Source organism: Streptomyces sp. HUAS MS02 (assembly GCF_055702265.1).
The window spans coordinates 7090205-7113717 of record NZ_CM146747.1 but is presented as its reverse complement, the minus strand read 5'-3'; the positions used below and the strand labels follow the sequence as shown (position 1 = coordinate 7113717).

Below are 23513 nucleotides of genomic sequence, written 5' to 3'. Positions count from 1 at the left end.
GGGGCTCCTGCCTCAGATCGCGAGCTGCTGCTCATCGCGGTTCAGCCAGCGGCGGTAGACGGAGGTGAAGACGATCAGGATGGCCAGCAGCAGGATGCCGTAGGCCGCCGACTGCGCGAAGTCACGCGGTTGCTGCCCGAAGCCGAGGTAGTAGGCCCAGGTCACGAGGATCTGTGCCTCGGGCGCGGTGTCGCCGAACAGCAGGAAGATGACGGCGAACTGGTTGAACGTCCAGATGACGCCGAGGAGTACGACGGTGGAGCTGACCGAGCGCAGGCCCGGGAGCGTGACGTAGCGGAAGCGCTGCCAGGCGCTCGCGCCGTCCATCTCCGCCGCCTCGTACAGCGAGGAGTCGATGGACTGCAGGCCGCCGAGCAGCGAGACCATCATGAACGGCACACCGCACCAGGTGTTGACCATGATCGCGGCGAACCGCTGCCAGAAGGTGTCCTCCAGCCACAGCGGTGCCGGCAGGTGCAGTGCTTCGAGGCCGGCGTTGATGACACCGCCGTCGGCGAGCATGAACCGCCAGCCGAAGACGGTGACGAAGGTCGGCACGGCCCACGGCAGGACCAGGATCAGCCGGTAGAGGGTGCGGCCGCGCAGCTTCTGGTTGAGCAGCAGCGCGAGGCCGAGGCCGATGAAGTAGTGCAGGGCGACACAGAGCGCCGTCCAGACGATCGTCCAGATGAAGTGCGACCAGAAGCGGTCGTACGACGTCGGGCCCCAGAGGATGTCGGCGTAGTTGTCGAAGCCGATGAACTCGTAGGTGGCCTCGATGTGGTTGGCGCCGATCGTGCGCGCCGAGTTGAGGCTGTTGGCGTTGGTGAGGGTGAGGTAGAGCCCGCGCGCCAGCGGATACAGCACCAGGACGCCGAGCACGACGACCACCGGGGCGATCATCGCGTACGCGTACCAGTACCGCTGGTACGACTGCTTCAGGCGCGACAGCGGGCCCGGGCGCCCGCCCGGTTCACCTCGGCGTTGGCCGGTCGCTCGGTCGATGGCGACTGTCATCGTTCGACACCTTCTGGAAGATCACTGGAAGATCGGGGGCCGGGCTGCCCGGGGACCGGGCCGGTGGCCGCCGTCTCCGTCCCCCGGCCGCGGCCGGGAGGGTGGGACACGGCGGCCACCCGGGATCACTTGCTGTAGTCCGGGACCAGCTTGGCGATCGCGGTCTCCGCGTTGCCCAGGCCCTTGTCCAGGGACTCCTTGCCGCCGGCGATCGCGAGCAGCTCGGTCTCCAGCGGACCCCACAGGGAGCTGTACTCGGGCAGCTCGGGGCGCGGCTGGGCGGCGGCGAGCACGGTCTGGTAGCCGGCGATGCCCGGGTCGGCCTTCACCTCGGCGGTGTAGGCGTCGTCGCGCGTGGGCAGCGTGGAGTTCTTCAGGGCGATGGTCTCCTGGGACTTCGCCGAGGTCATGAAGTTGATGAACTTCAGCGACGCCTCCTGGTGCGCCTTGTCCGAGCCGGCGTAGACGGAGAGGTTGTGGCCGCCGGTCGGGGCGCCCGCCTTGCCGGTGGAGCCGGCCGGGACGGTGGCGATGCCCAGGTTGGCCTTGTCCTTGAACGCCGAGCCCTTGTAGAAGTTCGTGATCTCCCACGGGCCCTGGATGATCGAGGCGACCTTGCCGTTGACGAAGGCGTCCTGGATGTGGGCGTAGGCGTCGGCCGTGGTGTCCGCCTTGTGCAGGCCCTTGCCGTCGAAGAGGCCGAGCCAGGTGCCGTACGCCTTCTTGGCCTCGGCGGAGTTCACGGTGATCTTCTTCTGCGCGACATCGACGGTGTCGGTGCCCTCGCCGTAGAGGAAGGACTGGGCGTAGTAGGCCTGGGTGGAGCCCCAGTAGCCGTCGACGCCGGTCTTGCCCTTGATGGTGGCGGCGGCCTTCTTCAGGTCGTCCCAGGTCTTCGGGGCCTCGGTGATGCCGGCCTTCTCGAAGAGCTCCTTGTTGTAGACCAGCGCGAGGGTGTCGGTGACGAACGGGACGCCGTAGGTCTTGCCGTCGTACTGGGCCTGCTTGACCAGGCTGGGCTGGAACTTGTCCTGGTCCTTGAGGGCCTCGGTGCCGTCCAGCGGCAGGAAGAAGCCCTTCTTGGCGAAGGCGGGCGTCCAGCCGACCTCGGAGCGCAGGATGTCCGGCGCGCCCGTGGCGCCGGCGGCGGTGTCGAACTTGTTCTGCGCCTGGTCGAAGGGCACGTTGACGTACTTGACCTTGATGTCCTTGTTGGCGGCCTCGAACTCCTTGACCAAGGCCTTGTACGTCGGCGCCTCATTGGTGGCGTTGGAGGTGTCCCACCAGGTGATGGTGACCGGACCGTCGGCCGATTCGCCGCTGTCGCTTCCGCCGCAGGCCGTCGCCGTGAGGGCGATCGACGCCACCAGCGCGGTGGCCGCTATGCCACGCCGCATGAGATCTCCTTGAGGGTGAAAGCCCGTGTACCGGGCAGAGGGCCCCGTCTGCCGCTCCTGCCGGGTTCCGGCCGCGCCGTCGCCGCCGCCGGGCGAGGCCGAACGTAACAGCGTTGTAAGCGCGACGAAAGACCTTGCTGCAAAAAATTGCAACGAGGGGTGATGGTTATCGGCCCGTAACCTGCGCTCGACTTGGCCGAAACTTGCTATCAGAGCTGCTCAGCGGGTGTTCGGGCGGCTGTGCAAGACTCTGCAAGCTCTTGCCACCACTGGCCTGGGCGGCCATCATCACCCTGTCAGCGCCTTGCGAAGCCCACCCCCTCCGCACACGGGCGCCCCCACGGACACCGACCAGAATCACGAGGGACCGCGATGACGCAGCAGCCCGCGCCGGGCCGCATCCCCGCCCGCCCCCGACGCCGGGCCGGTGGGCAAGCGCAGGTCCGGCCGGTACAGTCCGGTGCTGTGACCACACGGCTTGCCGACATCGCAGCCCAGGCGGGGGTCAGCGAGGCGACTGTCAGCCGCGTCCTGAACGGGAAGCCGGGCGTCGCCGCGACCACTCGCCAGTCCGTTCTGGCCGCCCTCGACGTGCTGGGCTACGAGCGGCCGGTCCGGCTGCGGCAGCGCAGCGCGGGCCTGGTGGGCCTCATAACCCCGGAGCTGGAGAACCCCATATTCCCGGCCCTGGCGCAGGTCATCGGCCAGGCGCTGACCCGGCAGGGGTACACCCCGGTGCTCGCCACCCAGACCCCCGGCGGATCGACGGAGGACGAGCTGACGGAGATGCTGGTCGACCGGGGGGTCGCCGGCATCATCTTCGTCTCCGGTCTGCACGCCGACACCTCCGCCGACATGCAGCGTTACGAGCAACTGCGCGCCCAGGGCGTGCCGTTCGTCCTCGTCGACGGTTTCTCCCCGAAGGTGCAGGCCCCCTTCATCTCGCCGGACGACCGGGCGGCGATGTCGCTCGCGGTGACGCACCTGGTCTCGCTCGGGCACACCCGGATAGGTCTGGCGCTGGGCCCGAAGCGGTTCGTGCCGGTGCAGCGCAAGATCGAGGGTTTCGTCCGCACGATGCAGGACCAGCTGGGGCTCCAGGCCGCGACCGTCGAGTCCGAACTCGTCCAGCACTCCCTCTACACGCTGGAGGGCGGCCAGGCGGCGGCCATGGCGCTCATCGACCGGGACTGCACGGCGGTGGTGTGCGCGAGCGACATGATGGCGCTCGGCGCGATCCGGGCGGCCCGGCAGCGGGGGCTGGAGGTCCCGGACGACATCTCGGTCGTCGGCTTCGACGACTCCCCCCTGATCGCCTTCACCGACCCACCGCTGACGACCGTCCGCAAGCCGGTGCCGGCGATGGGACAGGCGGCGGTGCGGACGTTGCTGGAGGAGATCGGGGGGACTCCGGCGCCGCACAGCGAGTTCGTGTTCATGCCGGAACTGGTGGTGCGGGGGTCGACCGCCTCGGCGCCTGGGGACCGCTCTCGTACCTGAGGCGGAGATATGGGGGAACAATGCGGTACGTGCGGAGGACAAGGCCCTCGGCGCAACCCCGACGGACGTGCGTGACGAACCCGACCAGAGGATGATCGGTGGGGTACCGGATTTCTGGCAGACTCTGTGCCCATGGGTGAAACGACCGTGACGACACTGGAGGAAGGCCGGGAGCAGGCCGCTCCGCGGTCCGTCACGGGCGCGCCGGAGCAGAGGGTCCTGCACCGGCTGCGGGTCCCGCGCAGGCCGCGTCTGTGGTTCGAGATCCTGCTGATCGCGGTGAGTTACTGGACGTACTCCCTGATCCGCAACGCGGTCCCGGAGCAGAAGACGCAGGCGCTGAAGAACGCCGACTGGATCTGGAAGGTGGAGCACCACCTCGGGATCGCGGTCGAGGAGACGATCAACCACTCCGTGAACTCGGTGGAATGGCTGATCGTCGGCATGAACTACTACTACGCGACCCTGCACTTCATCGTCACGCTCGGTGTCCTCGTGTGGATCTACCGTAGTCATCCGGGGCGTTACGCGGCGACACGTCTGGTCCTCTTCGCGACCACCGCCGTGGCCCTGGTCGGCTACTACTTCTACCCGTTGGCCCCGCCGAGGCTGATGAACGGCGAGAACTTCATCGACACGGTCGTCGTCCACCAGACCTGGGGCTCCATGGCCTCCGGCGATCTGAAGAACATGTCCAACCAGTACGCGGCGATGCCGTCCATGCACATCGGCTGGTCGCTGTGGTGCGGGCTGACGATCTTCGCGCTGGCGTCGGTGCCGTGGGTGCGGGTGCTGGGCCTGCTCTACCCCACGCTGACCCTCGTCGTCATCGTCGCCACCGCCAACCACTTCTGGCTGGACGCGGTCGGCGGCATGCTCTGCCTGGCCTTCGGCTACGGCGTGGCCCGCGTCTGGTACGGCGCCCTGCCGTACGCGCTGCCACGCCAGGTGACGGGGAGCATCCGGGAACCGGAACTGGAACCGGTCAAGGCGCAGCCCCGGCCGGGGCGTCGGCGGTTCCCCGCGGGGCCCTGACGAAGGGTGTGCGGGGCGGGTGTGCGTTGTCGGGTGCCGGCCCGGTGGGGCTTCTCGCGCAGTTCCCCACGCCCCTGAGAAGCAGGGGCTGCGCCCCTGGCTTTTCGCCCGTGAGTGGCCGGAGGCCCTCAAGGGGCGCGGGGAACTGCGCGACCAGCCCCCACCGGACCCGCACCCGACAGCTCACGTGCCCGGGGTGTCGGCGGCGGGTGCCGGTCGCCGGGACCGCGAGGCGTCGGCCGCTTGCCTCAGCGCTCCGACGAACGTACGCAGGGCGGGCTGGGGTGGGGCCGTCGCGCGTACGGCCGCGTGGATGCGGCGTCGGGGCTCCGGGCCCGTGAACCGGCGTACGACGACGTCCGGGTGGGTTCCGGCACCCAGGCCGAGCCGGGGGATGAGGCCGACGCCCAGACCCGCGGCGACGAAGCCCTGCGCGGTCGCGTAGTCCTCGCTCTCCACCACGAACCGGGGCCTGAAGCCGGCCTCCGCGCACGCCTCCAGCTGGGCGTCCAGACAGGGCCCCGGCCATTCGCTGCCCACCCACGGCTCGTCGGCGAGGTCGCCCGGCGTGAGATCGGGCCGCTCGGCGAGGGGGTGCCCGGCGGGCAGTACGGCGAGGTAGGCGTCGTCGAGCAGGTGCAGCAGTCGTACGCCGTCGGGGTCGGCGCCGCGCGGCCGCACGACGAGCGCGAGGTCGGCCCGCCCCTCCCTGACCGCCGGGAGCGGGTCGTCGGGATCGATGAGCCGCAGCTCGATCCGCACGCCGGGGTGCTCGGCACGCAGCCGGGCGACGGCGGGGGCCACCAGGGCTGCGCCGGCCGTGGCGAAGTACCGCACCGCCAGCCGGCCCGTGCGACCGGCCCGCAGATCGGCCAGCGCGGTCTCCGCCTCCGCGACCTGCCGCCCGATCGCATCCGCGTACTCGGTGAGCAGCAGCCCGGCCTCCGTGGGCCGTACCCCGCGCCCGACCCGCTCCAGCAGCGCGATCCCGGCCTCCTTCTCCAGCACGGCGATCTGCTGGCTGATCGCCGACGGGGTGTAGCCGAGGGCGGTCGCGGCGGCCGTCACCGAGCCGCTGGTCACCACGGTCCTGAGCACCTGCATCCGTCGCACATCCATCATGCAGTTCAGCTTAAAGGTTCTGAACTATTCTTCGCTTGTCCTTACGTGTTCGGTGCCGGACCGTGGAGCCCATGCCTCTCGCGTCCACGCTCCGTATGGCCCTCCTCGCCCTTCTCTGGGGCTCGGGCTTCCTCTGGATCAAACTCGCCCTCAACCACGGCCTGTCCCCGCTCCAGATCACGGTCGCGCGCTGCGCCCTGGGCGCGGGGGTGCTGCTGGTGCTCGCCCTGGCCGCCCGCCAGCGCCTGCCGCGCGACCGGCGGACCTGGGCCCATCTCCTGGTCGCCGCCTTCCTCTGCAACGCCCTGCCGTTCGTGCTCTTCGGGATCGGCGAGCAGACCGTCGACTCGGGCACGGCGGGTGTCCTCAACGCGACGACCCCGCTGTGGGCCCTGCTCCTCGGCCTCGCCCTCGGCACCGACCGCCCCCTCTCCCCCGCCCGCCTCGCCGGTCTGCTCCTCGGCTTCACCGGAGTCCTGCTGATCTTCGCGCCGTGGCAGCGGGCGGGGCTGATGACCGGGGGCGCGCTCGCGCTCCTCGGGGCGGCCGTCAGCTACGCGGTGGCGTTCGCGTACATGGGCCGTCACCTGACCGGCCGCGACGCCCCGCTCGCCGTCTCCGCCGCGCAGCTGCTGGCGGCGACGGGATGGGCCGCGACCGGGCTGGCGACGACGGCGTGGGCGACGACCGGACCGGCGGCGGACGCCCCGGCCGCCGGGGGCGCGGGCTCGTCCGTCGACCTGACCGCCCTGCTCGCGGTGGCCGTCCTGGGGATCTTCGGGACGGGGATCACCTTCTACCTCAACTACCGCCTGATCGCGGACGAGGGAGCGACGAGCGCGGCGACGGTCGGCTATCTGCTGCCGGTGGTGTCGGTCGCCCTGGGGGCACTGTTTCTCGACGAGCGGGTGGGGCCCCGGGTGCTCGCGGGAATGGTGGTGGTCCTGGCGGGGGTCGCGCTGACCAGGCCGCGGCGGGCCCCGGTGGGCCGTACGTCGCCCGGGCGGACGCCGGTTCCCGCCGACCGGGCGGTTCAGCAGCGGTGAGGGGCGCATCCCGGACCCCCGTGCGGGTTGTCGGGGTAGGTGGTCGGGTGCGGCTGGGTGGGGTGCGTCGTCGGGTGCGGGTTGTCGGGGGTTCTCGCGCAGTTCCCCCGTGCCCCTTGGTCACCCGGGCTCACCCCATGGTTCTAAGGGGCGCGGGGAACTGCGCGACCAGCCCCCACCCACCCGCACCCGATAGCCGACCACGAGTCCGATGCCCTGGTCGGTGGTCGGGGGGACGGTCCGGATGGTGACGCCGAGCCGCCGGCCCGGACTGCGGCACCGGCCGGGCCCGCCCCGGCCGAGCGGCGCTTCTCGCAGGTACTGCGGCTAGGCTCGTGCCCGTACGGCCTTGATCGGCGGAGTCGGGCGATCGGGTGGGCGGACGTGTGGACGAGCGGGCTTGATCCGACGGGAGGCCTGGGATGACGGCGCCGGGGCGCAGGAGCAGTACGTACTCGCGACTGCTGCGGCACGGTTTCACCGATGCCGGCGCCGCCGAGCGGCTGCTGGAGAGCGAGGAGCTGTGGGCCGTACGGAACGACCCGGTCCTGCTGGACGCGCTCGGGGCGACCGCCGACCCCGACCTCGCCCTGCTGGGCCTCGTACGGCTGCTGGAGGCGCAACCGGACGGCACGGCCCGGCAGGCGGTGCTGGACACGTTGATAGCGGCCAAGCCGCTGCGGGACCGGCTGCTGGGAGTGCTCGGCGCGTCCGCCGCGCTCGGTGACCATCTGACCCGGCACGCGCAGGACTGGCAGGCGCTCGTGACGTACGAGCCGCGGGATCTGCACCCGGGCGTCGAGGAGTTCGAACGGGGGCTCGCGGAGGCCACCGACCCCGTCTCCCTGCGGGTCGCCTACCGCCGCTGCCTGCTCTCCATCGCCGCCCGCGACGTCTGCGGTACGACGGACGTCGCCCAGACCGCCGCCGAGCTGGCCGACCTCGCCACCGCCACGCTGCGCGCCGCCCTCGCGATCGCCCGCGCCGCCGCGCCGGAGGACGCGGCGCTGTGCCGGCTCGCGGTGATCGCGATGGGCAAGTGCGGCGGCCACGAACTCAACTACGTCTCCGACGTCGATGTCATCTTCGTCGGGGAGACGGCGGACGGGGCCGACGAGCAGAAGGCGATCCGGGCCGCCACCCGGCTCGCCTCGCACATGATGCGGGTCTGCTCCGAGACGACCGTCGAGGGCAGCATCTGGCCGGTCGACGCCAACCTGCGGCCGGAGGGGCGCAACGGCCCGCTCGTCAGGACGCTCAGCAGCCATCTGGCCTACTACCAACGGTGGGCGAAGACCTGGGAGTTCCAGGCGCTGCTCAAGGCCCGGCCGGTCGCGGGCGACCTCGAACTGGGCGAGGAATACGTCGCCGCGCTCGAACCGCTCGTCTGGAAGGCGGCCGAGCGGGAGAACTTCGTCACCGACGTGCAGCGCATGCGGCGCCGGGTGGTGGAGAACATCCCGGCCGCCGAGGTCGACCGGCAACTCAAGCTCGGGCCGGGCGGGTTGCGGGACGTCGAGTTCGCCGTCCAGATGCTCCAGCTGGTGCACGGGCGCGGGGACACCTCCCTGCGCAGCGGGACCACCCTCGACGCGCTGGGCGCGCTGGCCGCCGGCGGATACGTGGGGCGGGCGGACGCGGCCCAACTCGACGCGGCCTACCGCTTCCTGCGCTCCATGGAGCACCGTATCCAGCTCTACCGGCTGCGCCGCACCCACCTCGTCCCCGAGGGCGACGACGACCTGCGGCGGATCGGCCGTTCCCTCGGTCTGCGCACCGATCCGGTCGCCGAGCTGAACCGCGAGTGGCGGCGCCACGCGGCCGTCGTACGACGGCTGCACGAGAAGATCTTCTACCGCCCGCTCCTCGACGCCGTCGCCCAACTCGCCCCCGGTGAGACCAGGTTGAGCGCCGACGCGGCCCGCGAGCGCCTCGTCGCCCTCGGCTACGCCGACCCGGCCTCGGCCCTGCGCCACCTGGAGGCCCTGGCCTCCGGCGTCTCCCGCAAGGCGGCCATCCAACGCACGCTGCTGCCCGTGCTGTTGGGGTGGTTCGCCGACTCCGCCGACCCGGACGCCGGCCTGCTCAACTTCCGCAAGGTCTCCGACGCGCTCGGCCGAACCCCCTGGTATCTCCGGCTGTTGCGGGACGAGGGCGCGGCGGCGGAGAACCTGGCGCGCGTGCTGTCCGCGGGGCGCCTGGCACCCGACCTGCTCCTGCGCGCCCCCGAGGCGGTCTCGCTGCTCGGTGACGGGGACGGGGTCGCCGGTGGCGCCGGCGGTCTCGAAGCCCGTGAGCGCGCCCACCTGGAGCAGGAGATCCTCGCCGCCGTCGGCCGGGCCGACGGCGCCCAGCAGGGCGTCACGGCCGCGCGTGGCGTCCGCCGCCGGGAACTGTTCCGTACGGCCGCCATGGACATCGTCGGCTCCTACGGCACCGAGTCGACGCCGGCGACCGCCGACCAGGGTGCCCTCGTGGACCTCGTCGGCGGCGCGGTCTCCGACCTCACGGCCGCGACCCTCGCCGGCACCCTGCGAGCCGTGGTCCGCGAGGGCTGGGGCGACACGCTCCCCACCCGTTTCGCGGTGATCGGCATGGGCCGCTTCGGCGGTCACGAACTGGGCTACGGCTCCGACGCCGACGTCCTGTTCGTCCACGAGCCGCGCGAGGGCACCGACGAACAGGAGGCCTCCCGCGCCGCGAACGCGGTCGTCTCTGAGATGCGCCGCCTGCTCCAGCTCCCGAGCGCCGACCCGCCCCTCCTCATCGACGCGGACCTGCGCCCCGAGGGCAAGACCGGCCCGCTCGTACGGACGCTGAAGTCGTACGAGGCCTACTACCGCCGGTGGTCCCTGGTGTGGGAGTCGCAGGCCCTGCTGCGCGCCGAACCGGTCGCCGGGGACGCGGAGCTGGGCCGCCGCTTCATCGACCTCGTCGATCCGCTGCGCTACCCGGCGGACGGACTCGGCGACGACGCCGTGCGCGAGATCCGGCGCATCAAGGCCCGCATGGAGTCGGAGCGGATGCCGCGCGGTGCCGATCCGACCCTGCACACCAAGCTCGGCCGCGGCGGCCTCTCCGACGTCGAGTGGACCGTCCAGCTGCTCCAACTCCAGCACGGCCACCGCGAGTCGGGCCTGCGCACGACCCGTACCCGCGCGGGCCTGGCCGCCGCCCGCGAGGCCGGCCTGGTGGGCGCCGAGGACGCGGCCATCCTGGACGAGGCCTGGGTCCTGGCCACCCGCGTCCGCAACGCGGTGATGCTCGTACGGGGCCGCGCGGGCGACACGTTCCCCTCCCATGGCCGCGAACTCGCCGCCGTGGGCCGGTACTTGGGGTACGGTCCCGGCCATGTGGGCGACATGCTCGACGACTACCGCCGCATCACACGACGGGCTCGGGCGGTGGTGGACGAGCTGTTCTACGGGGGGTGAGCCACGCGAGCCCCGCCAATGGAGCACGAGCATTCGTGGCCGTGGGCGGCGCGGCGGGGGCGGGCTTTCGGGTTCTCGGTGGCGCCCGGCGCGGTTTTCGGCTTCGGTAGGGGGAGCCGTACCTCCGGACGCGATGGCGGTACGGCCGAGGCGAGAAGTCGAAGGCGACTTGGAGGACGAGGGATGCAGTACACGCTCGAAGTGATTCCGCTGCCGGTGAGCGACATCGACCGGGCCCGGGACTTCTACCGGGACAAGGTCGGTTTCCACGTCGACATCGACCAGGAGGTCATGCCGGGGATGCGTATCGTCCAGCTGACTCCCCCGGGCTCCGGCTGTTCGATCGCCCTCGGCGACGCCATCTGGGACATGGCACAGGGCGAGACCACGCCGACCCCCGGCTCCTACCAGGGCCTGCAGCTCTGCGTCGCCGACATCAAGGCCGCCCACGCCGAGCTCCGCGAACGCGGCCTCGACGTCTCCGATCCCGTCCAGTACACCCCCGACGACGGCGCCACCTTCATGTACTTCAAGGACCCGGACGGCAACGGCTGGTCGATCCAGGAGTACCGGCGCAGGGCCACGGAGCCGCTGCACCAGGTGCTGGCGGAGCTGGCGGACCGTCAGTAGCCCGGCCGCGGCCGCCGGGCGGGGATATTCGCTCGCGGCCGCCGCCCGGCGGCTGGCAGGGTGCCGGGCATGGCTCCCCCGTACGAGATCCGTGCCGACTACGACGCCCGCACAATCGTGGTGTACCAGGCGTACGCGCCCGCGATCGCCGACGCGGCGCTGCGGGCGGGCCGGTTCGTCGAGCCGTTCTCGTTCCGCCGGATGACGTGGATCAAGCCGTCGTTCCTGTGGCTGATGCACCGCAGCAACTGGGCCGGCAAGTCCGGCCAGGAGCGGGTGCTCGCGGTGCGGCTCAGCCGCGAGGGGTGGGAGGAGGCGCTGTCACGGGCGGTGCTGACGACGGCGGACCCGGCGGCGGTGGCCCGGGCCGCCGTCCATGTCCAGTGGGACCCGGAGCGTTCGGCGCGTGGGGCCGCGCTGAACCACTACAGCATCCAGGTCGGCATCGGCCGCCATCTGATCCGGACCTTCACCGACGAGTGGGTCGTCGGCCTCACGGACCTCACCCCCCGGGTCCACAAGGCCGCGGCCCTGGTGCGGTCCGGGCAGACCGCGAAGGCCCAGCGCCTGTTCCCCGCCGAACGCGTCTATCCACTGCCCCCGGCACTGGACGGCCTGCGCACTACGCGCTGAGCCCGGCGCGACGCGACGACGACCTTCGCGGTCGGCAGCCTTCGCGGTCGACGGCCTTCGCGGTGTGCATCACCGTGTGCATCGCTGTGTGCATCGCGGGGGGCGTCCGCCGGCCGTACTGTCGGATCCGTCACCAAGGAGGACTCCTGATGCGCAGCGTGACCTATTCGATGAACATCTCCCTGGACGGCTACATCGTCGGGCCGGACGGCAGCTTCGACTGGTCGGGGCCCGAACCGGAGGTCTTCCGCTTCTGGATCGACGAGATCCGGGACGTCGGCGTCCACCTGATGGGACGGCGGCTGTACGAGACGATGCTGTACTGGGAGACCGCCGACCAGGACCCCGCGCTCGGCGACGCGGAGCGCGAATGGATCGCGCTCTGGAATCCGCTCCCGAAGGTGGTGTTCTCCAGGACGCTGTCGGCGGTGGAGGGCCAGGCCCGCCTGGCCTCCGGCGGTGTGGCGGAGGAGATCGCCCGGCTGCGGGCCGAGCCGGGCGAGGGCGACATCGCGATCGGCGGCGCGACCCTCGCCGCCCAGGCCGCCGAGGCGGGCCTGATCGACGAGTACCGGGCCGTCGTCTACCCGGTGCTGGTCGGCGGCGGCATCCCCTTCTTCCCCCGGGACGAACGCCGCGTGGACCTGGAACTCGTCGAGTCCCGCCCCATCGCCGGGAAGGTCGTCTACCTCCGCCACCGCGTGCTGCGCTAACCGGTGCGTCCCACGGCGTGGGGCCGACGGTCCACGACCGTCGGCCCCACGTGCCGTCCCAGCGGGAAACCCGCCCTGACCTGCGGCTACAGCACCGGCAGGTTCTTCCGCAGTTCGAAGGCCGTGACCTCGGAGCGGTACTCCTCCCACTCCTGGCGCTTGTTGCGCAGGAAGAAGTCGAAGACGTGTTCGCCGAGGGTCTCGGCGACGAGGTTGCTGCGTTCCATGAGGGAGAGTGCCTCGCCGAGGTTCTGCGGGAGGGGCTCGATGCCCATGGCGCGGCGCTCGGCGTCCGAGAGGGCCCAGACGTCGTCCTCGGCGCCCGGCGGCAGCTCGTAGCCCTCCTCGATGCCCTTGAGGCCGGCGGCCAGGAGCATGGCGTAGGCCAGGTAGGGGTTCGCGCCGGAGTCCAGGGAGCGGACCTCGACCCGGGCCGAGCCCGTCTTGCCGGGCTTGTACATGGGGACGCGGACCAGGGCGGAGCGGTTGTTGTGGCCCCAGCAGATGTACGAGGGGGCCTCGCCGCCGGCCCCGGCGGTGCGCTCGGTGCCGCCCCAGATCCGCTTGTAGGAGTTGACCCACTGGTTGGTCACGGCGGCGATCTCGGCGGCGTGCTTCAGCAGGCCGGCGATGAAGGAGCGGCCGACCTTGGAGAGCTGGTACTCCGCGCCGGACTCGTAGAACGCGTTCCGGTCGCCCTCGAAGAGGGAGAGGTGGGTGTGCATGCCCGAGCCCGGGTGCTCGGAGAACGGCTTGGGCATGAAGGTCGCCTGGACGCCCTGCTCCAGCGCCACCTGCTTCATGACCAGGCGGAACGTCATGATGTTGTCGGCCGTGGAGAGCGCGTCCGCGTACCGCAGGTCGATCTCCTGCTGGCCCGGGGCACCCTCGTGGTGGGAGAACTCGACCGAGATGCCCATGGACTCCAGCATGGTGATCGCCTGGCGGCGGAAGTCCATGCCGACGTTCTGCGGGGTGTGGTCGAAGTACCCGGAGTTGTCGGCCGGGGTCGGGCGGGAGCCGTCCGTCGGCTTGTCCTTCAGCAGGAAGAACTCGATCTCCGGGTGGGTGTAGAAGGTGAAGCCCAGGTCGGAGGCCTTGGCCAGGGCCCGCTTCAGCACGTACCGGGGGTCCGCGAAGGACGGGGAGCCGTCCGGCATGAGGATGTCGCAGAACATCCGGGCGGTGCCCGGGGCCTCGGCGCGCCACGGCAGGACCTGGAAGGTCGACGGGTCCGGCTTGGCGATCATGTCGGATTCGTATACGCGTGCGAAGCCCTCGATGGCCGAGCCGTCGAAGCCGATGCCCTCGTCAAACGCCTGTTCCAGCTCGGCGGGGGCCACGGCCACGGACTTCAGGAAGCCCAGCACGTCCGTGAACCACAGGCGTACGAAACGGATGTCGCGCTCCTCCAACGTACGGAGCACGAACTCCTGCTGCTTGTCCATCTTCCGCTTCCACCCATTCCTTGCTGGTCAGGCCGCCTTGCTCCCGAGCCACGGGAGGCGGTCGGGCACCTGAGCATCCCACCACAACACCATTTCGTGCGCGTTGCGCACCTTGATCCACCGAGCGGCCTCCGGTCGAACGCCCGGCGTACGGCAGGTGTACCGCTCGCACCGCCGCTCAACCGCTCTGCCGCCCATCTTGCCTGCTCGCGCCGACATCCGTAACGCCCGAGTGGGCCGACATCCGCCGGACGCCCGTCACGTGTGCCCCGGAAACCGCGCGGCATCCGTGGCCTGCGGGCAGCATGGGAGACGGGATCCCTCGTTTACGAGAGGGAGCGGATCAAATTACGATCAGTCGATCCGACCGTCCCATCCGACCCATCCCCCACTAAGGACACATCCCATGGCCGCCAAGACCAACAGCAGCGGGGACCGCAAGGCGCGCATCGAGGCGATGCGCCGTGCCGAGCGTTCCCGTGAGCGCCGGAACCGGATCCTCACGATCGGCGCCAGCGTGCTGATAGTCGCCGGCCTCGTCGTGGGCGGGACGGTCCTGATCCGCTCGCAGTCCGACGACAACGGCAGCGACAGCGTGGCCGGTGACTCCAAGTCGACCGGCAAGTGGGAGACCGGCTCGGACGGCGTGAAGACCTGGAGCACCAAGCTCTCCCAGAACCACGTCACCAAGACCGTGAAGTACCCGATGGCGCCCCCGGTGGGCGGCGACCACAACCCGGTCTGGCAGAACTGCAACGGCGACGTCTACGACAAGGCCATCAAGAACGAGAACGCCGTGCACTCGCTGGAGCACGGCGCGGTCTGGGTGACGTACAACAGCAAGGCCTCCGAGGCCGACGTCAAGGCGCTCACGGAGAAGGTCAAGAAGACCCCGTACACGCTGATGAGCCCGGTCGAGGACCAGAAGGACCCGATCATGCTCAGCGCGTGGGGCCACCAGCGCACGGTGACCAGCGCGAAGGACCCGAACGTCGACAAGTTCTTCGAGACCTACGTCCAGGGCGAGCAGACGCCCGAGCCGGGTGCCGCCTGCACCAACGGCGTCTCCTGACGGCCGGCGAGCGACGACCGACCAGCGACGAGCGACGAGTGACGAGTGACGAGTGACGAGTGAGTGACGACAGCGGGCCTGGCACAGTGGGAAGCATGAAGCACATCGGTTGGATCGCCTCCGGGGCCGCGGCGGTGCTCGTCGCGGCCGGGGCGATCACGTACGCGGTCGCCGACGGTGACGACTCCGGGCTGAAGGCCCCCGCCGCCGACTCCGCCGACGCGGGGTTCGCCCGGGACATGGCCGTCCATCACCAGCAGGCCGTGGAGATGTCGTACATCGTGCGCGACCGGACGGACGACGAGGAGGTCCGGCGGCTCGCGTACGACATCGCGCAGACGCAGGCCAACCAGCGCGGCATGATGATCGGCTGGCTCGATCTGTGGGGCCTGCCGAAGGTGTCGTCCGAGAAGCCGATGGCCTGGATGGGCATGGGTGACATGGCCTCCGGCGAGGACGGCTCGCTGATGCCCGGGATGGCGACCAACGCCGAGATGGAGAAGCTCGGCAAGCTGAACGGCAAGCAGGCCGAGGTCTTCTTCCTCCAGTTGATGACGGACCACCACAAGGGCGGCATCCACATGGCCGAGGGCTGTGTCGCCAAGTGCACCGTCGGCGTCGAGAAGAAGCTCGCCCAGGGCATGGTGAACGCCCAGGAGTCCGAGATCTCCTTGATGACCGGCATGCTCAAGGAGCGGGGCGCCACGCCGCGCTCCTGACGGGCCATCCGTGCGGCGGCGGTGGTGGTGGTGGGGCGACCGCGAACGTGGGGCGCCCCACACCCCATTGCGTCGCTCTGACGATTACACTGGGCCGCGTGCCTCAACTTCGTCTCGCTTTGAATCAGATCGACTCGACCGTCGGCGATCTCGCCGGAAACGCCGAGGCGGTGGTCCGCTGGACCCGGCACTCAGCCGAGCAGGGAGCGCATCTGGTGGCGTTCCCGGAGATGGTGCTGACCGGGTACCCCGTCGAGGACCTGGCGCTGCGCCAGTCCTTCGTGGAGGCGTCCCGTGCCGCGCTGAAGGCGCTGGCCGCGCGGCTCGCCGACGAGGGCTTCGGGGAGCTGCCGGTGATCGTCGGCTACCTGGACCGTTCCGAGTCCGCCGCGCCGAAGTACGGCCAGCCGGCCGGGGCGCCCCGGAACGCGGGCGCGGTGCTGCACCGGGGCGAGGTGGCGCTCACCTACGCCAAGCACCACCTCCCCAACTACGGCGTGTTCGACGAGTTCCGCTACTTCGTGCCCGGCGACACCATGCCGGTGCTGCGGCTGCACGGCGTCGACATCGCCCTCGCCATCTGCGAGGACCTCTGGCAGGACGGCGGCCGCGTCCCTGCCGCCCGGTCCGCCGGGGCAGGGCTGCTGCTCTCCATCAACGCCTCGCCGTACGAGCGCGACAAGGACGACACCCGGCTCGAACTGGTGCGCAAGCGCGCCCAGGAGGCCGGCTGCACCACCGCGTACCTGGCGATGATCGGCGGCCAGGACGAGCTGGTCTTCGACGGTGACTCGATCGTCGTCGACCGGCACGGCGAAGTGGTCGCGCGGGCGCCGCAGTTCGCGGAGGGCTGTGTGGTCCTGGACCTGGACCTCCCGGCGGCGGCCGCCCAACCCGTGACGGGGGTCGTCGACGACGGGCTGCGCATCGACCGGCTCGTCCTCTCCGAGGAGCCGCTGCCCGCGTACGAGCCGGAGCTGACCGGCGGGTACGCGGAGCGCCTCGACGACGACGAGGAGGTGTACTCGGCGCTGGTGGTCGGCCTGCGGGCGTACGCCGCGAAGAACGGCTTCTCGTCGGTCCTGATCGGGCTCTCCGGGGGTATCGACTCGGCGCTCGTCGCGGCGATCGCGTGCGACGCGCTGGGCGCGCAGAACGTGTACGGCGTGTCCATGCCGTCGAAGTACTCCTCGGACCACTCCAAGGGTGACGCGGCGGAGCTGGCGCGGCGGACGGGTCTGAACTTCCGCACGGTCCCGATCGAGCCCATGTTCGACGCCTATATGGCGTCGACCGAGCTGACGGGCCTGGCCGAGGAGAACCTCCAGTCGCGTCTGCGCGGCACGCTGCTGATGGCGATCTCCAACCAGGAGGGCCACATCGTGCTCGCGCCGGGCAACAAGTCCGAGCTGGCGGTGGGGTACTCGACGCTCTACGGCGACTCGGTGGGCGCGTACGGCCCCATCAAGGACGTGTACAAGACGTCGATCTTCCGCCTCGCCGAGTGGCGCAACCGGGCGGCCGTGGAGCGGGGCCAGACCCCGCCGATCCCGGAGAACTCCATCTCCAAGCCCCCGAGCGCGGAACTGCGCCCCGGTCAGGTCGACACGGACTCCCTCCCGGACTACCCGGTCCTGGACGCGATCCTCGCGCTGTACGTCGACCGCGACCAGGGCGCCGACGCGATCGTCGCCGCCGGTTTCGACCGGGAGCTGGTCACCAGGACGCTCCGCATGGTCGACACCGCCGAGTACAAGCGGCGCCAGTACCCGCCGGGCACGAAGATCTCCCCGAAGGGCTTCGGCAAGGACCGCCGGCTGCCGATCACGAACCGGTGGCGCGAGCAGGCGTAGGCACCGGGGCGCCAGGCCGCCGGGCCGAGGCCTGAGGAGGGCGGGTCCCTCGGGCCTCCGGGTCCGTCAAGAATTCAGGTCCCTCAGGCCTCGGGGTCCCTCAGGCCGACGCAGTCGAGGGCCCAGAAGGGCTCCGAGTAGACGAAGGTGCCTGTCATCCACGGCTCGTGCGCGGACAGACGGGCGACCTGGAACGCGGCTTCGGGGATGCGCAGCGACGGCGGACGGAAGCCCGCCGCGACGGCGCCCTCGAAGCCGCGCGTGCCGTAGTAGTGCGGTGACCCCTCCAGGAAGACCAGCGGCACGCCCCGGACGTCCGCCGCCGCGAGGGCGTGCGCGACGAGCCGGGTGCCGATGCCCTGACGCTGGAACTCGGGGAGCACGCCCAGCGGCGACAGGGTGAAGACGTCCACGATCCGCCGCGGAGCGTCCAGGCGCGCCGCGCTCAGCAGCACGTGCCCGACGACCCGGCCGTCCACGGTGGCGACGAACGACAACGGCGCCACCGCGGCCTCCGCGACGCGCAACGCCTCCACGAGCCCTGGAACCGGCTCGTCGTCACCGAAGGCGCGCGTGTGGACGTCGCGCACCGCTCGGTGGTCGTCGGTGGTCTCCCGTCTGATCACCGGTGTCCCGTCGCTGGGGGCGAGCCGCGCGTCCTCGGTCGTGTCGTGTGCCGTCATGGCCGTGAGGGTAGAACCGGAAGCGGCTCGGGGCGAGGCATTTACGCACCCACCCGTACCGCTGCAGACTCGTACCGCTTCAGTCTCGTCCGCTTCAGACCCGTACCGGCTGCGACTCCCCCGGTACATGGGACGCCACCACGCGGCCGCGTCCCGGGGCGGGAGTGGTCGTCCGGCTCCGGCGGGTGTCGACGGTGTAGGCCGCTGCCGCTACCGCCAGGCCGATCAGTGCGAGGGCCGCGCCCGCGCTCGCCGGGGCCGTCGTGCCGAGGCCGGCGGTCAGGGTGAGGCCGCCGATCCAGGCGCCGCCGGCGTTGGCGAGGTTGAAGGCGGCCTGGTTGGCGGAGGAGGCGAGGGAGGGGGCGCCGGCGGCCTTCTCCATGACCATCAGCTGGAGGGGCGAGCCGGTGGCGAAGGCGGCGACGCCGAGGAGGAGGACGGCCAGGGCGGCGCTCCACTGCGCGGACATGAGCACCGGGAAGAGGGCCAGCACGAGGATCAGGGACGCGAGGCCGCCGAAGAGGGTGCCGCGCAGGGAGTGGTCGGCGAGGCGGCCGCCGGCCAGGTTTCCGATGGTCGCCCCCACGCCGAACAGCGCGAGCAGCATGGTCACGCTGGTCTCGGCGAACCCGGCGGAGTCCGTGAGCATCGGCGTGATGTAGCTGTAGGCGGAGAAGAGGGCGCCGAAGCCGGCGACGGTCGTGCCGAGGGCGAGCCAGACGGGCAGGGAACGCAGGGCGCCCAGTTCGCCGCGCAGACCGGCGGAGGGGGCCTCCGTGCGGTCGTTCGGCAGCAGGAGGGCGAGGGAGGCGATGGCGGCCAGGCCGATCGCGCTCACGCCGAGGAAGGTGATCCGCCAGCCGAAGTGCTGGCCGACGAGGGTCGCGGCGGGGACGCCGGCGACGTTGGCGAGCGTCAGGCCCAGGAACATCAGCGAGACCGAGCGGGCCTTGCGTTCCGGCGCCACGAGGCCGGTCGCGACGACCGCGCCGACGCCGAAGAAGGCACCGTGCGGCAGACCGCTGAGGAAGCGGGCGGCGAGCAGCCAGTGCTCGTCGGGGGCGAGGGCGGAGAGCGCGTTGCCGGCGACGAAGAGGAGCATCAGCCCGATCAGGACCTTGCGGCGGGGCAGCCGGGCGGTGGCCGCCGCGAGCAGCGGGGCGCCGATGACGACACCGAGCGCGTACGCCGAGACGAGGTGGCCTGCGGCGGGGATCGAGATGCCGAGGTCGGCGGCGACCTCGGGGAGGAGGCCCATGATGACGAACTCGGTCGTGCCGATTCCGAAGGCGCCTACGGCGAGAGCGAGCAGGGCCAAGGGCATGGCGGAGAGACCTTTCAAAGGGTGCGGTAGGGCAGAGGGAAGGAAAGGAAGGAATCGGTTCCGTTCCATCGTATGTTCAATGACGGAACAAACTCCAACCAGGCGTGTATTCCCCTGTGCCCCTCACCCGCCCCACCTGCGCCGTCAGTGTCCGGGCGTGTCGATCGTCACCCGCGCCGCCACCGGCAGATGGTCGCTTCCGGTCTCCGGCAGGGTCCAGGACGCCTTCGGCTCCATGCCCCGGACCATGATCTGGTCGATACGGGCCAGCGGGAACGACGCCGGCCAGCTGAAGCCGAAGCCGTTGCCCGCGGCGCCCTGGGTGGAGCGCATCTGGGCGGTGACGGCGTTCAGGGCGCGGTCGTTCATGGTGCCGTTGAGGTCGCCGAGGAGGACGACCTGCTGGATCGGCTCGTCGGCGATGGCCTCGCCGAGGGCGTTGGCGCTCTTGTCGCGCTGGCGGGCGGTGAACCCGGCCTCCAGCTTCACCCGCACCGAGGGGAGATGGGCGACGTAGACGGCGACCGGCCCGTCCGGTGCCGCCACCGTCGAGCGCATCGCGCGCTCCCAACCGAGCTTGATGTCGACGGCCTTGGTGTCGCTCATCCGGTACTTGCTCCACAGCCCGACCGTGCCGACGACCTCGTGGTACGGGTACGTCGCCGCGAGCGCCCTCTCGTACACCGGCACCGCGTGCTCGGTGAGTTCCTCCAGCGCCACCACGTCCGCCCCGGAGGCGGCCACCTCGCGGGCCGTGCCGGACGGGTCGGTGTTGTCCGCGTTGACGTTGTGGGTGACGACGGCGAGGTCACCGCCGGTGCCGGTCTTGCTGGTGACCAGTCCGCCGAAGGTGTTCAGCCAGACGACCGTGGGCACCAGGAGCGCGATGAGCGCGGTGGCCGATTTGCGGACCAGGGCGAGGATCAGCAGCAGCGGGATCGCGAGACCGGCCCAGGGCAGGAACGTCTCGGTCAGACTCCCCAGGTTGCCCACGGTGTTGGGGACCTGGGCGTGCAACACCATCACCAGGGCGACGAGAACGGCGAGGACCGCGAGGACGATGCCGCGCCGCCAGATCCGCCGGTCTCCTCTCCATCCGCCGAAGAGGCGGCCGAACAGGCGCCGGAACCGGGATTGTTCGCGGCCCTGACCCGTGCCGCCGCCGCCCGTCTCCGTCATGTACGCCTGCGCCATACCGTCGCCTCACTGCCTGCCGTGCACTTCTACCCCCCGCGCTCTGAAGACCCTAGGGGATGATTGCCTTCGTTCCCGCCGTCACCGGGCGGTCGTACGGGCACAAGGACGCACAACCCGCTGTTCGGAGTTCCGAACCGGTGGACAGGCCCCGACGTCTGTAACGAAACGCGCACATCGCTGTGACTCACCTCGCAGCCGGACGCAGCCCTTCGAGCACCGTGTCGACGATGTCCTCCGCCAGGCTCTCGGGGAGCGGGGCGTCCGGGCGCATGACGGTGCGGACCAGCATGGGGCCGAAGACGAGGTCGCCGACGAGGTCGATGTCGACGTCCGGGCGGAGTTCGCCGTTGTCCCGGCCCCGGCGCAGGACGTCGGCGAGGGCCCGGCGACGGGGGGCGACGACGTCCGCGTGGTAGGCGTCCCAGATCTTGGGGCTGCTCTTCATCTGGGCGATGACGTTGTACAGGATCGCCGAGGGCCGGTTGAGCAGACCTCGCCTGCGGGCCGCCTCCAGGAAGACGACCAGGTCGTCGCGCATCGAGGTGCCGGGCAGCACCGGGTCCGGGGGCTCGGCGGCACGCAGTACGTCGACGAAGAGCGCCTCCTTGCCGCTCCAGCGGCGGTAGATGGTCGCCTTGCCCACGCCGGCGGTGCGCGCCACCCGCTCGATCGACAACTCGGCGAGCGGCACGCCCTCTTCGAGGAGCTTCATCACGCCCTCGATGATGGAGCGCTCCACGGCCTCGCTGCGGGGCCGTCCGCGTACGGGGCTGCCGTCCCGGACCCGCCCGTCGTCGGCGTGGCTCTCGGCGAGGCTCAAGGTCGACTCCGTCTCTCGTGTGCTGGTCCGGTCCGCTCGTGGGCCGGTGCGGCTCACTCGCGCGCCGGTTCGACCCGGTCGCGCGCCGATCCGATTGTCCGTCAGTGGTCGGCGGCCACCAACTCCGTCTCCTCCTTGCCCTCTTGGCCGCCCCGCGACCGTCCCGGCAGGAACACCGCCATGGCCACCGCGCCGAGCAGGGCGACTCCGGCCCCGCACAGGGCGGTCACGTGCATGGCGTGCAGGAACGCGTCGTGGGCCGGGGTGACCAGGGCCTCGCCGCGGTCGCCGAGCCGGGCGGCGAGCGCGAGGGTGGCCTCGATGGACTCGGCGGCGGCGTGCGGGGCGCCGGCGGGCAGTTCGTCCTCGATGCCGCCGCGGTAGGCGGTGGAGAGCACCGAGCCGAGGACGGCGATGCCGAGCGCGCCGCCGACCTGGCGGAAGGTGTTGCTGAGCGCGGACGCGGAGCCGGCCTTCTCGCGCGGCAGGGCCTGCATGATGACGACGCTCAGCGGGGTCATCACATGGGCCATGCCGACCCCCATGAGGAAGAAGACGACTTCGAGGATCCAGATCGGGGTGTCCGCGTCGAGCACGGCGAACGCGGCCAGCATCGCGGCGATCAGCGTCATGCCCGCCGTGCACACCGCGCTGTCGCCGAACCGGTCGACGGCGAGGCGTGCGCGGGGCGCGAAGACGAGCTGCGCGACGGCCAGCGGGAGCATCAGCAGACCGGTCTGGAGCGGGGAGTAGCCGCGTACGGTCTGGGTGTAGAAGACGGAGAAGAAGGTCACGCCCATCAGCGCGAAGAAGACCACGCCGATGACGCCGATGGCGGTCGAGAAGACCTTGTTCCTGAAGAACGACATGTCGATGGACGGGTGGTCGCTGCGCTTCTCGTGGACGACGAAGGCGGCGAGGACCGCGAGGCCGGCCGCGCTGGTCGCGAGGACCGTGACGTCGGTGAAGTCGGCGAGCTGACCGCCGCGGATGATGCCGTAGACCAGCAGGACGAGACCGACGACGGAGAGCAGGACGCCGATCGGGTCGATCCGGCCGGGGTCCGGGTCGCGCGAGTCGGGGACCAGCCAGAGCATCAGGCCGAGGGCGAGGACGACGATCGGCACGTTGACCAGGAAGACCGAGCCCCACCAGAAGTGGTCCAGCAGGAGGCCGCCGGTGATCGGGCCGATGGCGATGGCGAGGCCCACGCCGCCCGCCCAGATACCGATGGCCTTCGGCTGCTCGTCGCGCTCGAAGACGTTCATCAGGACGGCGAGGGTGGCGGGCATCACGAAGGCGGCGCCGAGACCCATCACCGCGCGGAAGGCGATCAGCTCGCCCGGGGAGCCCGACAGGGCGGCCAGCGCCGAGCCGACGCCGAAGACGACGAGTCCGCCGAGCAGCACCTTCTTGCGGCCGAGGCGGTCGCCGAGGAGACCGGCGGAGAACAACAGCCCCGCGAAGACCAGCGTGTAGGCGTTGATCGCCCACTCCAGCTCGCTCTGGGTGGCGCCCAGCCCGGTGGGAGCCGGGGTGGAGATCGTCTTGATGGCGACGTTGAGGATCGAGTTGTCGAGCACCACGATCAGCAGGCTCAGCATCAGTACACCGAGGATCACCCAGCGGCGACGGTGCACGGCCGCCGGTATGCGGGAGTCAGGGACTGCGGTAGTCATGTCGTCGACTCTAGACCTATTTCGATACGGGACCGTCTCGTATCGTAAATCTTGCACCCGGCTCCCCCGCGCCGCCATGCGGCCGCACCGGTGCCTGAACGGTCACAGGTACCCGCCCTAGCCCTCCCTTGTCCTAGGTGCCACCATGGATGTGGTCCGGGGACGCCGTCAGGGTGCCTCGAGATGACATG

General features: G+C 71.0%; 19 protein-coding genes. 10 read left to right on the top strand and 9 right to left on the bottom strand.

From position 1 onward, the window contains the following. Positions 1–12: 12 nt before the first annotated feature. Positions 13–1017 carry a carbohydrate ABC transporter permease gene (locus ACZ9QC_RS30580; RefSeq protein WP_184894944.1) on the bottom strand — a complete coding sequence of 335 codons (1005 nt, stop codon included), beginning with the start codon at positions 1015–1017 and terminating at the stop codon, positions 13–15. A gap of 125 nt (positions 1018–1142) precedes the next feature. After that, positions 1143–2414 carry an extracellular solute-binding protein gene (locus ACZ9QC_RS30575; protein WP_472916061.1) on the bottom strand — a complete coding sequence of 424 codons (1272 nt, stop codon included), beginning with the start codon at positions 2412–2414 and terminating at the stop codon, positions 1143–1145. Between the two features lie 465 nt (positions 2415–2879). On the opposite strand from ACZ9QC_RS30575, the gene ACZ9QC_RS30570 reads away from it, so the two are divergent. Further along, a complete protein-coding gene (locus ACZ9QC_RS30570; RefSeq protein WP_316729113.1) occupies positions 2880–3914 on the top strand; it encodes a LacI family DNA-binding transcriptional regulator in 1035 nt (344 codons plus the stop codon). 132 nt (positions 3915–4046) lie between these two features. Then, entirely contained in the window at positions 4047–4949 is a 903-nt protein-coding gene (locus tag ACZ9QC_RS30565; RefSeq protein ID WP_472916060.1) for a phosphatase PAP2 family protein, read from the top strand. 183 nt (positions 4950–5132) lie between these two features. Here ACZ9QC_RS30565 and ACZ9QC_RS30560 read toward each other — a convergent pair whose 3' ends face one another. Then, entirely contained in the window at positions 5133–6071 is a 939-nt protein-coding gene (locus ACZ9QC_RS30560) for a LysR family transcriptional regulator (RefSeq protein ID WP_472916059.1), read from the bottom strand. Positions 6072–6142: 71 nt separating this feature from the next. Between ACZ9QC_RS30560 and ACZ9QC_RS30555 the strand changes: the two genes are divergently transcribed. From ACZ9QC_RS30555 to ACZ9QC_RS30535, 5 genes are all read left to right on the top strand, one after another. After that, on the top strand, positions 6143–7117 hold the full coding sequence (locus ACZ9QC_RS30555; protein ID WP_472916058.1) for a DMT family transporter: 975 nt from the start codon (positions 6143–6145) through the stop codon (positions 7115–7117). A 422-nt stretch (positions 7118–7539) separates the two neighbouring features. After that, the gene (locus ACZ9QC_RS30550) at positions 7540–10551 is read left to right on the top strand and encodes a bifunctional [glutamine synthetase] adenylyltransferase/[glutamine synthetase]-adenylyl-L-tyrosine phosphorylase (protein WP_472916057.1); all 3012 of its coding nucleotides are present in this window, start codon (positions 7540–7542) and stop codon (positions 10549–10551) included. A gap of 183 nt (positions 10552–10734) precedes the next feature. Continuing rightward, entirely contained in the window at positions 10735–11181 is a 447-nt protein-coding gene (locus ACZ9QC_RS30545; protein WP_472916056.1) for a VOC family protein, read from the top strand. Between the two features lie 69 nt (positions 11182–11250). Beyond that, positions 11251–11814: a DUF4291 domain-containing protein gene (locus ACZ9QC_RS30540; RefSeq protein ID WP_472916055.1), complete on the top strand. Its 564-nt coding sequence runs from the start codon at positions 11251–11253 to the stop codon at positions 11812–11814. Between the two features lie 149 nt (positions 11815–11963). Beyond that, a complete protein-coding gene (locus ACZ9QC_RS30535) occupies positions 11964–12527 on the top strand; it encodes a dihydrofolate reductase family protein (protein WP_472916054.1) in 564 nt (187 codons plus the stop codon). 86 nt (positions 12528–12613) lie between these two features. Here ACZ9QC_RS30535 and ACZ9QC_RS30530 read toward each other — a convergent pair whose 3' ends face one another. Beyond that, on the bottom strand, positions 12614–13975 hold the full coding sequence (locus ACZ9QC_RS30530; RefSeq protein WP_472916053.1) for a glutamine synthetase family protein: 1362 nt from the start codon (positions 13973–13975) through the stop codon (positions 12614–12616). Between the two features lie 406 nt (positions 13976–14381). Here ACZ9QC_RS30530 and ACZ9QC_RS30525 point away from each other — a divergent pair, with 406 nt between their 5' ends. The 3 genes from ACZ9QC_RS30525 (at position 14382) to ACZ9QC_RS30515 (ending at position 17619) form a co-directional block, all read left to right on the top strand. Continuing rightward, entirely contained in the window at positions 14382–15047 is a 666-nt protein-coding gene (locus ACZ9QC_RS30525; RefSeq protein ID WP_472916052.1) for a DUF3105 domain-containing protein, read from the top strand. Between the two features lie 95 nt (positions 15048–15142). Next, the gene (locus ACZ9QC_RS30520) at positions 15143–15766 is read left to right on the top strand and encodes a DUF305 domain-containing protein (RefSeq protein WP_472916051.1); all 624 of its coding nucleotides are present in this window, start codon (positions 15143–15145) and stop codon (positions 15764–15766) included. A gap of 98 nt (positions 15767–15864) precedes the next feature. Beyond that, positions 15865–17619, top strand: coding sequence for an NAD+ synthase (locus ACZ9QC_RS30515; RefSeq protein WP_472916050.1), 1755 nt, complete (start codon positions 15865–15867; stop codon positions 17617–17619). A gap of 83 nt (positions 17620–17702) precedes the next feature. On the opposite strand, the gene ACZ9QC_RS30510 is transcribed toward ACZ9QC_RS30515, so the two are convergent. The 5 genes from ACZ9QC_RS30510 to ACZ9QC_RS30490 all read right to left on the bottom strand — a co-directional run bounded on the left by ACZ9QC_RS30510 (position 17703) and on the right by ACZ9QC_RS30490 (position 23322). Then, entirely contained in the window at positions 17703–18245 is a 543-nt protein-coding gene (locus ACZ9QC_RS30510; RefSeq protein WP_472921855.1) for a GNAT family N-acetyltransferase, read from the bottom strand. Positions 18246–18396: 151 nt separating this feature from the next. Further along, positions 18397–19626 (bottom strand): MFS transporter, encoded by a 1230-nt coding sequence (locus ACZ9QC_RS30505; RefSeq protein WP_472916049.1) that lies wholly within the window; start codon positions 19624–19626, stop codon positions 18397–18399. A 144-nt stretch (positions 19627–19770) separates the two neighbouring features. Then, complete coding sequence (locus ACZ9QC_RS30500) at positions 19771–20820, bottom strand: endonuclease/exonuclease/phosphatase family protein (RefSeq protein ID WP_472916048.1); 1050 nt, start codon at positions 20818–20820, stop codon at positions 19771–19773. A 187-nt stretch (positions 20821–21007) separates the two neighbouring features. Continuing rightward, the gene (locus tag ACZ9QC_RS30495) at positions 21008–21643 is read right to left on the bottom strand and encodes a TetR/AcrR family transcriptional regulator (RefSeq protein WP_472916047.1); all 636 of its coding nucleotides are present in this window, start codon (positions 21641–21643) and stop codon (positions 21008–21010) included. Positions 21644–21744: 101 nt separating this feature from the next. Beyond that, positions 21745–23322 carry an MFS transporter gene (locus tag ACZ9QC_RS30490; RefSeq protein ID WP_472916046.1) on the bottom strand — a complete coding sequence of 526 codons (1578 nt, stop codon included), beginning with the start codon at positions 23320–23322 and terminating at the stop codon, positions 21745–21747. Positions 23323–23513 lie beyond the last annotated feature (191 nt).

Coding starts and splice junctions, on each gene's coding strand:
- ACZ9QC_RS30530 (WP_472916053.1), bottom strand. CDS start 13,975: ATGGACAAGCAGCAGGAGTTCGTGCTCCGTACGTTGGAGGAGCGCGAC.
- ACZ9QC_RS30525 (WP_472916052.1), top strand. CDS start 14,382: ATGGCCGCCAAGACCAACAGCAGCGGGGACCGCAAGGCGCGCATCGAG.
- ACZ9QC_RS30560 (WP_472916059.1), bottom strand. CDS start 6,071: ATGATGGATGTGCGACGGATGCAGGTGCTCAGGACCGTGGTGACCAGC.
- ACZ9QC_RS30505 (WP_472916049.1), bottom strand. CDS start 19,626: ATGCCCTTGGCCCTGCTCGCTCTCGCCGTAGGCGCCTTCGGAATCGGC.
- ACZ9QC_RS30550 (WP_472916057.1), top strand. CDS start 7,540: ATGACGGCGCCGGGGCGCAGGAGCAGTACGTACTCGCGACTGCTGCGG.
- ACZ9QC_RS30575 (WP_472916061.1), bottom strand. CDS start 2,414: ATGCGGCGTGGCATAGCGGCCACCGCGCTGGTGGCGTCGATCGCCCTC.
- ACZ9QC_RS30520 (WP_472916051.1), top strand. CDS start 15,143: ATGAAGCACATCGGTTGGATCGCCTCCGGGGCCGCGGCGGTGCTCGTC.
- ACZ9QC_RS30500 (WP_472916048.1), bottom strand. CDS start 20,820: ATGGCGCAGGCGTACATGACGGAGACGGGCGGCGGCGGCACGGGTCAG.
- ACZ9QC_RS30490 (WP_472916046.1), bottom strand. CDS start 23,322: ATGACTACCGCAGTCCCTGACTCCCGCATACCGGCGGCCGTGCACCGT.
- ACZ9QC_RS30540 (WP_472916055.1), top strand. CDS start 11,251: ATGGCTCCCCCGTACGAGATCCGTGCCGACTACGACGCCCGCACAATC.
- ACZ9QC_RS30555 (WP_472916058.1), top strand. CDS start 6,143: ATGCCTCTCGCGTCCACGCTCCGTATGGCCCTCCTCGCCCTTCTCTGG.
- ACZ9QC_RS30565 (WP_472916060.1), top strand. CDS start 4,047: ATGGGTGAAACGACCGTGACGACACTGGAGGAAGGCCGGGAGCAGGCC.
- ACZ9QC_RS30545 (WP_472916056.1), top strand. CDS start 10,735: ATGCAGTACACGCTCGAAGTGATTCCGCTGCCGGTGAGCGACATCGAC.
- ACZ9QC_RS30535 (WP_472916054.1), top strand. CDS start 11,964: ATGCGCAGCGTGACCTATTCGATGAACATCTCCCTGGACGGCTACATC.
- ACZ9QC_RS30580 (WP_184894944.1), bottom strand. CDS start 1,017: ATGACAGTCGCCATCGACCGAGCGACCGGCCAACGCCGAGGTGAACCG.